Here is an 11,606-nt window from a genome sequence, read left to right on the forward strand (position 1 = left end):
GCGTGTACCGACGTTACGATTGCCGGCCGACGCTGACGAGATCGGCAATGCCCATCAGCCGCATCAGGCCGAGCACCAGCTCGTTGACGCGCGAATACGTCACCGTCTGGCCGCGCGCGAGCGTTTCCATGGTCAGATTGAGCAACTGACCGCCGGTTTCGAAATCGACGCGGGTGACGGCGGAAAAATCGAGGACCGGTTTGCCGTGCTGACGGATGAAGTCGCGCATCTGCGCCATCGCCTGCGGTGCGCCGTCGACCAGTACGCCGCTGATGATCAGACGGTCCGGCGAGGTGGGCGACGGGGTAGGTGCTTGCGCGGCCGGTACGGCCGGTGCCTTGGCGACAGGCTGTTTCGGTACCAGCTTGTCGTCCCATGACGGCGGCGAGACTTCGAAGGTGATCGCGTAGTCGATGGCAACCTCGTCGAAACGCTCGGCGTCCCCGGTGGCCTGCATCAGTTCGATCAACAGCAGCCAGAACGGCGCCTCGGCCGGCAGCCGCCGGCCGGTTTCGATCTTGCCGCTCAGCAGGGCGACGATTTCACTGGCGCCCAGCACCTGCAGGATGGCGCCCTGCTTGCGGGTGCGCGGCCACAGCGACAGGAGTTCGGCGGCGGCAAACGGATCGATTTCGGTCACCTTGGAGAAATCGAGGCGCACAGTATTGCCGGGTTTGCACGCGTCGATCAGCCGGTCGAGTTCGCGCTCGAAGCTGTTGGCGTTCAGTTGCGCCGGCAGCGCGACATAGCTGCCGCCTTGCGCCGGCGCGCTTTCCTGCACGGGGACGCCGCGCCACAGCGGCGGCGAGATTTCGAATTCGAGTACGTAGGCGAGTGCCAGATCGTCGAAGGCCTTGCGGTCGCCCGCCTGCTGGTACAGCTCGAACAGCATCAGCCAGCTTTCGGTACGGCGCTGGCCGGAAATCGTCGGCAGATGGCTGGTCAGTGCCTTGGTGGCGAGCGCGATCTGGCCGTTGGCGTGCAATACGACGGCTTCTTCCTCGGCAGCACTCAGGTGCGATGCGGCTTCTTCGACCTCGATCGACAGTTCGCTGAGGTTGTAGCTTTCGGCCGCCGGACCTTCGACGGGCTTCGGCGTCGCCGGCGTCGGCGAGGGGTCGAGCTGCCGGGCGATCGTGGTCGTCGGTTGTTGCTGCTGCGTGGCTGGCCCGGTGCTGGCAGGGCTGCCGTCTTTCTTGCGGAATAGGGAGAACACCACGGCGCGAATTCTTTTAACGGCTGGATTCCCGATTTTAAGCGCTTGCTTGCCCGAATCAAAGCACGGGATCAAGTGGACGAAGCCTAATCCGCTCGAAGGCGGTGGCGAGCTAAAATGCCAGGTAAGAATATTGATGGCGAGGTCAGGCTCATGAAACCGGTAGCACTGCGACAGCGGATCGAGCGGCTGTTCGATGGCAAGCGACTGCGCAAGCTCGGTCTGATCATGCTGATTGCCGTCGTGCTGATCGGCGTGCTGGGGGCCGGCCTGCTGCCGTGGCTGGCGCGGCCACGGCTGGAAACGGCGCTGTCACAGGCGCTGGGCGGCCGGCAGGTCGAAATCGGCAAGCTGGCGGTCAATCCGTTCACGCTGACCGCACGCATCGAGGATTTCCGCGTACTCGAAGCGGGCAAGCCGGTGCTGGCGTTCAAGCGGGTCGAGGCCAACGCCACGCTCAAGTCGCTGTGGCGGCTGGCGCCGGTGCTCGAATCGCTGCAGATCGACCAGCCGTATTTCCGCCTCGTCCGTCTGGGGCAGAACCGCTACAACATCTCCGACCTGATCGACAAGGCACGCGCCGCGCCGCCGTCGGAAGGCGAGCCGCAGCGTTTTGCCGTCTACAACATCCGTGTCAGCGGCGGCCGCATCGACTTCGACGACCGGCTGTTGCGTCAGCAGCACAAGGTCGACGCGATCGACCTCGGCGTACCCTTCGTGTCCAATCTGCCGGTCTTCGTCGACACCGATGTCGAGCCGAAACTGTCGCTCAAGCTCGACGGCGCACCCTTTACGCTCAGCGGCACGACCAAGCCGTTCGAAGACCGCCGTGAAACGCGGTTCGCGCTGGACTGGAAGGGACTCGATCTGGCCCGTTTCTGGGCATACGTGCCTGCCAAGCTCAATGGCGCGCTGACGTCGGGCAAGCTCGACAGCGATCTGCAACTGGTGTTCAGCCAGGGCAAGACGCAAACGCTGCGGCTGGACGGCAAGCTGGCGCTCAACGCACTGCGTTTTGACGGCGACGAGGGCGCGCCACTGCTGTCGGTGGCGTCGATCAAGGCCGAGGCGCAGCAGATCGAGCCGCTGGCCGGCATCTACCGGCTGAAGTCGCTCAGCATCGCTGCGCCGCAGCTGGCGGTCAGCCGCGATGCGGCCGGCGTGCTCAACTGGCAGCAACTGATGCCGCCGGCCGAACCGGCCGTCAAGCCGGCACCAAGCGCTTCGGCGGTTGCCGCGAAGCAGCGGGGGACCGGCGATGCGCTGCGCTACAGCATCGGCCGTTTCACGCTCGACGATGGCCGCATCGACTGGCGCGACGCGGCGGTCAGCCCGGCGGTCTCGATGGCACTGACCGGCGTGAAACTGCATGCCGACGGTCTGGGCAGCGATGCCAAGGCGCCGGCCAGACTCGAATTCGCCGCCGACGGCAGCCATGGCGAAAAGCTCGCCGCCAGTTCGCAGCTGACGCTGAGCCCGCTGGCCGCCAACGGCACGTTCTCGATCGAAGCGCTGCCTTTTGTCGATTACCTGCCGTACTACCGCGACCTGACGCATGCGCAGCCCGAGACCGGTACGCTGGCTGCCGGCGGCAAGTACCACTTCGCGACCGGCGAAGCGGGGCCGCGTTTCGGGCTCGAGGACGGGATGCTGCGGATCGACGGCGCCAAGTCGCTGCTCGACAAGCAGCGGGTCATCGACATCACCACGCTCGACGTCGGCGGGATCCGCTACGCCAACGACGACAATACCGTGAACATCGCCACCGTCGGTCTCGACGGCGGCGCGATCAAGCTGGTGCGTCAGGCCGACGGCACGCTCAATCTGCAGAATCTGGCCAAGACCGCCAAGGTGGCGACCGACAAGGGAGCGTCGCGCAAGGCGGCGACGGCCGACAAGCCGATCCATGTCCTGGTCGACAAGATCGCGCTGAACCAGCTCAAGCTCAGTTTCGAAGACCGGACGCTGCCGAAACCGGTGCCGTTGGTGTTCGACCGGATCGCGCTCGACGCCGGGCCGTTCGCCTGGCCCGACGTGGTGACGACCCGGTTGAAACTGTCGGCACGCAACGGCACCGGCAGTCTGGCGACGCAGGGCGCGCTGAAGCTGCTGCCGCTGTCGGGCAAGCTGAGCATCGACGCGCGCGGCCTCGATGCGGCGCCGACCCAGCCCTACTTTGCCCATTACCTGAACATCGACCTCGTCAGCGGCCGCATTTCGGCCAAGGGCGACCTCGATTTCGATACCGCATCGGGGTTCAAGGGCCGCTATCGCGGCAATGCCGGCGTTGCCAGACTGCATGCGATCGACCGCAACAGCGGCGAGGACCTGCTGCGCTGGAGCAATCTGGCACTGTCCGGCATCGATACGCGTTTCGACCCGCTGAACATCGCGGTGCGCGACGTCAGTTTGAGCGACTACTACGCGCGGCTGGTGCTGACCGAAAAGGGCCAGCTCAACCTCAAGGACATCGCCGCCGGCGATAGCAGCGGCCCGGTGCCGGAGGAAGTGGCTGCTGCGGCGAAGGCGAACGACAAGGCCAGCGAAACCAAGACCGTTGCCGGTGCGCGGGTGCGTGAAGCATCGCTGCCGGCCGCGGCACCAAAGCCGGTCACGCCGGTCCGCGTCGACAGGGTGACGCTGAGCAAAGGCCGGATCAACTACACCGACCTGTTCATCAAGCCGAACTACACGGCCAACCTGACCGACATGGGCGGCACGATCACCGGTCTCTCGTCGGTTGACGACACCCGCGCCAAGCTGGACCTCAAGGGCAGCGTCGACCGGATTGCACCGGTGACGATTTCGGGCGAGCTGAACCCGCTGGCGCAGAAGCGCTACATCGACATCAAGGCCGGCGTGAAGGGCTACGAGCTGGCGTCGGCGTCGACGTACTCGGCCAAGTACGCCGGTTACGGGATCGAGAAGGGCAAGCTGTCGATGGACGTGCATTACAAGATCGACGACAACAAGCTCAAGGCCGAGAACAAGCTGCTGCTCGACCAGCTCACGCTGGGCGACAAGGTCGACAGCCCGCAGGCGACCAAGCTGCCGGTGAAGTTCGCGCTCTCGCTGCTGACCGACCGGCGCGGCCAGATCAACGTCAACCTCCCGATCGCTGGCTCGCTCGACGATCCGGACTTCAGCGTCGGCGGGCTGATCGTCCAGGTCATCGTCAATCTGCTGGAAAAGGCTGTGACCGCGCCGTTCGACCTGATCGCCTCGGCGTTCGGCGGCGGGCCGAGCCTGTCCTACGTCGGTTTCGAGCCAGGTTCGGCCCGGATCGATCCGGCGGCGACCGAGGGCATCAAGCAGCTGGCGCAGGCGCTGCAGGACCGGCCGGCGCTCAAGCTGGAAATCACCGGCTGGGTCGATCGCGACAAGGACACCCCGGGGCTGCGCGAGCGGATGATCCGGCAGAAGATGCGGGCGCTGAAAGCCAAGGACGCCTCGCAGGGCGGCGAATCGGTCGACGACATCAAGATCAGCGATGCCGAGAAGCCCGATTTGCTCAAGCGTGTCTACAAGGCGGCCGACATCAAGAAGCCGACCAATGCGATCGGGCTGAACAAATCGCTGCCGACCGAGGAAATGGAAAAGATCCTGCTGGCCGAGCTGCCGGTGACCGATACCGACCTCGCCCAGCTCGCCGACCGGCGCGCCCGTGGCGTCAAGGATGCACTGCTCGCAGCCGGGGTGCCCGAAGACCGGCTGTTCCTGACCAAGGCCAGGCGCGACGCCAGTGCCAAGGACGGCGACAAGGACAAGGGGCCGAGTACGCGGGCGCAGTTCAAGCTGCAATAGTGACGGGGCCGGATCTTGATCGCGGACCGGTGCGTAATGCGCCGGTTCGTGGCAGGGTAGCGGCTTCGCAATCCGGAGCCGGACCATGACGCTACGCGACCGACTCTCCAGGCTGTCGATCTCGCAGGAAGGACGCTTCGTCAAACTGCTGATCGCGCTGCTGCTGGGCTACGGCCTGCCGACGCTGTTCAACGCCAAACCCTATATCGCCGAGACGATGGCTTCGTCGGCGTGGCTGGCATTGGGGCTCGGGCCGTCGATCGAAACGTCGAAGAAGTATTTCATCCAGCGATCGATGGCCAATCTGGTGCCGATTCCGATCGGTCTGGCGCTGTATCCGCTGGTGCCCGAGCCGATGGCCATCATCGTGCTGGTCGCCATCGTCATGTTCGTACTCGTCAAGCGCTTTCCGGATGCGTTCCGGCTGACCAGCATGGGGATCGCCATCTGCCTCGTCGCCGGCTTCGGCCGGGATCTGGCGGCGGCCGAAGGGCGGATGTTCGCCGTTGCGGTCGGCATGGCGATCGGCTTTCTGGTCGAGCTGCTGGTGCTGCCGCCCGATCAGGGCTACCGCTTCCACCAGCTCGCGCATCGCGGCAGCACCCAGCTGGCCGCGCTGTTCGAGGCTGTGGTGGCAACACGCTCGCTGGCCAGCCTGACACCGGCCTGCCTCGATCCGCTGACGCAGTCGCAACTGGAAACCCGCGCGCAGCTGGCGAACTTCAAGGCCGACTACGGCCCGCGCGGCCGTCGTCATTTGCGGCGTTACGGTGGTGAGCGGGGGCTGTTCGAACACCGGCTGGCCTTGATCGACAGCGGCACCGGGCTGCTGCGCAAACTCGGCGACAGCAGGGGTCTGTTCGAGCTGCTCGAGCCGTCGTTCCGCGACCACGTGTTCGCGCATCTGGCGCAGATCCACGAAGTGCACCGGCAGCTGGCGGCGTATTTCGAGCACCGCCGGACCGAACCGCCGGCGCACCCCTACCTCGACACCCCTTACACGCCGGCAGACAGCGCCAACCCGTACAACATGGTGCTGCAGGGCGCGCTGATGGAGCACCAGCGCCTGCTGGTGAAAAGTGTCGACGCGATCCGCGCCCTGGCTACAGCGCCAGCTGGATCCCCGGCAGCTCCGCAGCACTGACCTCGCGGACGATGTCGACGAAGTCGCGCAGATAGGCGGCGCCGGCGCGTTCCTGCGGCATTGCCGCGTACAGCCTTGCCGTCAGCCCGTTTTCGGTGACCGGCTTGGCGACGACATAGCCGCGGTCGAGGTAGTGCTGCACGCTCCAGCGCGGCAGCGCGGCAATGCCGCGGCGGCTGGCGACCAGCTGCAGCATCGCCACCGTCAGCTCGGTCGTGCGTCGCTTCGGGTTCACGCCGGCCGGCTTCAGCACTTGCCGGACCAGATCGAGCATTTCGTCCGGCACCGGATAGGTGATCAGCGTTTCGTCCCGGAAATCCTCGGCCGACAGCCAGGCCTTGCCCGCGAGCGGGTGGTCGTTGGCGAGCAGCGCGACCATGTCATACGCGAACAGCGGCGCGAAGTGGATGCGGGCCTCGGCGTCGATGTCCGAAACGATGGCCAGATCGGCGCGGTCGTCGAACAGCAGGCCGACCGGGTCGGCGTGAAAGCCGGAAACGATGTCGAGTTCGACCTCGGGCCAACGGCCGCGGAAGGTGTCCATCGCCGGCATCAGCCAGTCGAAGCAGGTGTGGCACTCGACCGCGATGCGCAGGCTGCCGGCTTCGCCTTCACGCAGCTTGGCGATGTCGCGCTCGGTGCCGGCGATCTGCGGCAGCACCCCGTCGGCCAGCGCCACCAGCCGCTCGCCGGCCGGCGTGAGCTTGAGTGGCGCCGACTTGCGCGCGAACAGCGGCATCGCGTAGTGCTCCTCGAGCTGGCGCAGCTGGTGCGAAAGTGCCGATTGCGTCAGGTGCAGACGCTCGGCGGCACGCGTCAGGCTGCCGGTATCGCGGATCGCCGCCAGGGTTTTCAGATGGCGCAGTTCGAGGATCGATTGCATGAGCTTTGTTCACATTAATTCTGAAAATAATGAGTTTGAATCATAGATGCTGCAACGCGCATCATGCAAGTGACTCATATAAATGGATGAATGAAATGACTGTTGCTCATGTTCTGGGTTTTCCGCGCATCGGCGGCCAGCGCGAACTGAAGTTCGCCGTCGAAGCGTTCTGGCGCGGTGAATCGTCCGAGGCCGAACTCGCCGCCGTGGGCAGCACGCTGCGCCGTCGCCACTGGGACTGGCAGAAGGATGCCGGTCTCGATTTTGTTGCCGTCGGCGATTTCGCCTGGTACGACCAGATGCTCAACACCGCTGCGCTGCTCGGCGCGCTGCCGGCCCGCTTCGGCTTCGATGCCAGGGCGCTCAACCTGAAGCAGTACTTCGAGCTGGCGCGCGGCAATGCCGAACAGCCGGCGATGGAAATGACCAAGTGGTTCGATACCAATTACCACTACATCGTGCCGGAGCTCGATGCGGCAACGGCGTTTGAGGGCGGTGTCGACTGGCTGTTCTACGACATCGACGAAGCGCGCTCGCAGGGCCACAAGGTCAAGCCGGCGCTGGTCGGTCCGCTGACCTTCCTTTATCTGTCCAAAACCAAGACGGCCGGGTTCGACAAGCTCGAACTGCTGAAAAAAATCATTCCGGCTTACCGGCGCATTCTGGAAAAGCTCGCTGCACGTGGCATCGAATGGGTGCAGATCGACGAACCGGTGCTGGCGCTCGAACTCGACACCGTATGGCAGGCCGCCTTCGTGCCGGCCTACCGCGAGCTCGGCAATGCCGGCGTCAAGCTGCTGCTGGCGACCTACTTCGACAGCGTTACCGGACACGCTGCGCTGATCAACGCGCTGCCGGTGGCCGGCGTACACCTTGACCTCGTGCGCGCACCGGCCCAACTCGATGCCTTGCTGCCGGCATGGCCTGCCGAGCGCATCCTCAGTGCCGGCGTGATCGACGGCCGCAACATCTGGGCCGCCGACCTGACGACGAAGCTGGCGCAGCTGGAAACGGCCAGGGCGCAGCTCGGCGAGCGTCTGTGGGTATCGGCCAGCTCCTCGCTGCTGCACAGCCCGGTCGATCTGGATTCGGAAGACCGGCTTGATGGCGAACTGAAGTCCTGGCTGGCGTTTGCCAGGCAGAAACTGGACGAAGTCGCGATTCTCAAGCGCGGCATCGACGGTGGCCGTGACGCGGTTGCCGTCGAACTGGCCGCCAGCGACGCCGTCGCACGCAGCCGCGCCACGTCGACACGCATCCACAACCGTGCCGTCGGTGCCCGTCTGGTCGCGCTGGTGGCCAGCGACGCCGAGCGCCACAGCCCGTATGCGCAACGTGCGGTCGCGCAACGCGAATGGCTGAAGCTGCCGCTGCTGCCGACGACGACGATCGGCTCCTTCCCGCAGACGCAGGACATCCGTTCCGCGCGGGCCGCGTTCAAGCGCGGTGCGCTGGCCGAGGCCGACTACGTGGCCGCGATGCAGGCCGAGATCCGCCTCGCGGTCGCCAAGCAGGAAGCGCTGGGCCTCGACGTGCCGGTGCACGGCGAAGCCGAACGCAACGACATGGTCGAATACTTCGGCGAACAGCTGGCCGGTTTCGCCTTCACCCGCTTCGGCTGGGTGCAGAGCTACGGCAGCCGCTGCGTGAAGCCGCCGGTGATCTTCGGCGACGTCTCGCGCCCCAAGCCGATGACGGTCGAATGGAGCCGCTATGCGCAAAGCCTGACCGCCAAACCGATGAAGGGCATGCTCACCGGCCCGGTGACGATCCTGCAGTGGTCGTTCGTCCGTGACGACCAACCGCGCCGCGACACCGCGCTGCAGATCGCGCTGGCGATCCGCGACGAGGTCGTCGATCTCGAAGCCGCCGGCATCAAGGTGATCCAGATCGACGAACCGGCGTTCCGCGAAGGCCTGCCGCTCAAGCGCTCGGACTGGGATGCGTATCTGGAATGGGCCGGCCGCGCGTTCCGGATCTCGGCATCGGGCGTCGTCGACAGCACGCAGATCCACACCCACATGTGCTACTCGGAGTTCAACGACATCCTGCCGGCGATCGCCGCAATGGATGCCGACGTGATCACGATCGAAACCAGCCGCTCGGACATGGAGCTGCTCGAAGCCTTCGGCGAATTCGCCTACCCGAACGAGATCGGCCCGGGCGTCTACGACATCCACAGCCCGCGCGTCCCGCCGGTGGCCGACATGCTGCGGCTGATCGCCAAGGCGCTCGACGTCGTTCCGGCCGAACGGCTGTGGATCAACCCGGACTGCGGCCTGAAGACCCGCGGCTGGCCCGAAACCGAAGCCGCGCTGGCGAACATGCTCGAAGCGACGATCGAAGCCCGCAAGGCGATTGCCGAAGGCCGCAAGCTGGCGGTGGACGCGGTCAATGCCTACAAGGTGCACGAGCACGGTGGCAGCTGCGGTTGCAACGCATAAACCAAACGCCCCGAAAGGGGCGTTTTTTTTGGGGGAGGGATGCCAGTGCATGCACAGGTCGTGCGCTTCCGGTTCAGGGATGCCGATAGCCGGCCCGCGCTCATCGAACTGATGCATGTCTGGCTTTAGCAGCCGGGCTTTACGGGTTACGAGCGAAACACGAGTGATCTGGACTGGCTGGACCGGATCGCCTGGCGAGACCGCGATGCATGTATAGCGGGGTTGGATGCGTTCATGCTCACCGAGGCCACGCGCCAGATGCTCGATCTGGTCGACAGTGGCGTTGACGTGTTTTTCGGCGAAGCAGTCGAGCTGGGTTGGCAACCCTGAGCTGTTGCCGGAGAAAGAGCCGCCCTCGGACGGCTCTTTCCGGGCTGAAGCCTTAGGTGGCGGGTTGTGCGATAGTACTGAAGTCGAGGTTGCTGGGGGCTTCGAGCACCTGCATCGCGCGGGCACCTGTTTCCACCTGCTCAGAGCCGACCGTCTCGAGCGTGAAACCGCTGGCCCACGCGGTACCGGTACCGGTGACGAAAAAACCGAAACTGATGTGTTCAGCCTCCTCGGGCACCGACAGGACGATTTCGGCCGGCGTCCAGTCCCGCGTGCCCCGCAGCGGCCGGTTGTCCATATTGTCGAAGCGGATGGCGCGGGTGAACTTGCTGTCGATGCGCAACCACATCTGCGCCGATGTCGCATCTTCACAGCGTAGTTGTGCCCGCAACCTCAAGTGCTTGCCACGATAAGCCTCGGCTTTTGCCATCTGCATCAGCGTGCCAAAGCCGGGGTCCTTGTCGTAGATCCTGCCGGCTTCACCACTCAGAATGCAGCGAACCACGGCGGGGTGTTGTCCCTGATGTCTGGCGGCCTGATCGACCCCCATCAGATAGAGCTCGGGGCGGGATCCTGCCTTGAGCCAACCTTCGGGCAACAGCAGCTTGTTTGGCAGGGCCGGCGGTTGATCGACTTCGATTCTGGCCGACAGCACATTCCAGTTGTCATGTTCGAACAGCCGGGCGATCACGTCGAGGCATTCGCCGTGACCCAGTTCGATGTTTCTTTCGGCAAGCGCATGGCGGAGCGATTTCGCCATCAGTTTGGCGTCGCGATAGGTACGCATGGGGAGACATCCTTTGCATGGGGCGAGCGTTGCACGGTCGGTGCTTGCATTGCCGAAACGCTCGCGGATGCAAGGGATCGGAAGTAAGGAGTGCGTGCATTCACCATCCCGAAAGGGCGCAAGCGGCAGGCTGCACGAGCCTTCTGCAATTTTGTAATTCCGCAGTCAGGATGTCAATGAAGACGCATGACCACTTACCGGGTCATTCCTGCGCAGGCCGGACGTTCGTCGGTTGCCATGCCCTTGGCCGGCCGGTTGTCCGAAAACAGGCGCGGTGGTCGGGGCTTGCTGCCATAGCGAAAACAGGCGGTTCTGGTGCGGCGGCGGGCATGGATACAGACAGCGAAAAGGGTTCGTGGTGGAAAACGCTTCCCGGCGTGCTTTCCGGCGTGGCCGCCGTGATCGCAGCCGTGGGCGGGCTGGTTGCGGTGCTGTCGCAATCGGGTTTTTTCGCCGAAAAGAAGGCGGCGCCGGCCGTACCGGCGCAGGCCGGTGCGCAGCAGCCGTCAGCCGGCCCGTCGGCGGTAGTGACGGAGCGCGCCGACCGGACTCCCGACGCCGGCGCCGACCAGCTGCTGCGCCGGCTAGCACAGGCCAACATCCGCAACAGCGTGGGCGAGGCCACGATGCGGACGTGGCTGGCCGATTCGGACTGGTACCGCCTGCTGGCCCGGGAAAGCCTTGCCGTGGTCGGCGACCGGCGTTTGCGCCGGGACGGTGCCGATCTGGACAAGATCAGTTTCTTCTACGTCGCCTCGCTGGGTTTCAAGAGCGAGAACGAGCTGCCGGCCGGGCACGCGATCAACCGTGGCAAGCTGACGCAGGCCATCATCGGCGCGTACAACGACAGCAACGGTGCCGGCGCGAAGGTACTTCAGGATCTGCTCGAGTAGTCGTGGTGCAGGTCAGGGCAACCCGATTTCCATCCGGTACTGCACCGCACACTCGATGCTGATCCCGGCGGGCGTGCGGCAATCGCCGGCCCGCCGTTCGGATCA

Annotated in this window: 7 protein-coding genes; 4 read left to right on the forward strand and 3 right to left on the reverse strand. The window is 65.1% G+C overall.

Annotated elements, in window-relative coordinates; translation table 11 throughout:
* Window positions 1–13: 13 nt before the first annotated feature.
* Entirely contained in the window at window positions 14–1,219 is a 1,206-nt protein-coding gene (locus tag JMJ54_RS19570) for an STAS domain-containing protein (RefSeq protein ID WP_203539537.1), read from the reverse strand.
* Between the two features lie 150 nt (window positions 1,220–1,369).
* On the opposite strand from JMJ54_RS19570, the gene JMJ54_RS15905 reads away from it, so the two are divergent.
* Window positions 1,370–5,020 (forward strand): DUF748 domain-containing protein, encoded by a 3,651-nt coding sequence (locus JMJ54_RS15905; protein WP_203539538.1) that lies wholly within the window; start codon window positions 1,370–1,372, stop codon window positions 5,018–5,020.
* Window positions 5,021–5,105: 85 nt separating this feature from the next.
* Window positions 5,106–6,164 (forward strand): FUSC family protein, encoded by a 1,059-nt coding sequence (locus JMJ54_RS15910; protein WP_203539539.1) that lies wholly within the window; start codon window positions 5,106–5,108, stop codon window positions 6,162–6,164.
* Here the strand turns inward: JMJ54_RS15910 and JMJ54_RS15915 are convergent.
* Window positions 6,124–7,047 carry a LysR family transcriptional regulator gene (locus tag JMJ54_RS15915; protein WP_203539540.1) on the reverse strand — a complete coding sequence of 308 codons (924 nt, stop codon included), beginning with the start codon at window positions 7,045–7,047 and terminating at the stop codon, window positions 6,124–6,126. The genes JMJ54_RS15910 and JMJ54_RS15915 overlap by 41 nt on opposite strands.
* Window positions 7,048–7,142: 95 nt before the next feature.
* On the opposite strand from JMJ54_RS15915, the gene metE reads away from it, so the two are divergent.
* Window positions 7,143–9,491 carry a 5-methyltetrahydropteroyltriglutamate--homocysteine S-methyltransferase gene (gene metE, locus JMJ54_RS15920; protein ID WP_203539541.1) on the forward strand — a complete coding sequence of 783 codons (2,349 nt, stop codon included), beginning with the start codon at window positions 7,143–7,145 and terminating at the stop codon, window positions 9,489–9,491.
* Window positions 9,492–9,873: 382 nt separating this feature from the next.
* Here the strand turns inward: metE and JMJ54_RS15925 are convergent, their stop codons facing one another.
* Entirely contained in the window at window positions 9,874–10,608 is a 735-nt protein-coding gene (locus JMJ54_RS15925; protein ID WP_203539542.1) for a glyoxalase superfamily protein, read from the reverse strand.
* A 329-nt stretch (window positions 10,609–10,937) separates the two neighbouring features.
* Between JMJ54_RS15925 and JMJ54_RS15930 the strand changes: the two genes are divergently transcribed.
* Window positions 10,938–11,501 carry a hypothetical protein gene (locus tag JMJ54_RS15930; RefSeq protein WP_203539543.1) on the forward strand — a complete coding sequence of 188 codons (564 nt, stop codon included), beginning with the start codon at window positions 10,938–10,940 and terminating at the stop codon, window positions 11,499–11,501.
* The last annotated feature ends 105 nt before the right edge of the window (window positions 11,502–11,606 follow it).

This window comes from Jeongeupia naejangsanensis, from assembly GCF_016865585.1.
Taxonomy (GTDB): Bacteria; Pseudomonadota; Gammaproteobacteria; order Burkholderiales; family Chitinibacteraceae; genus Jeongeupia; species Jeongeupia naejangsanensis.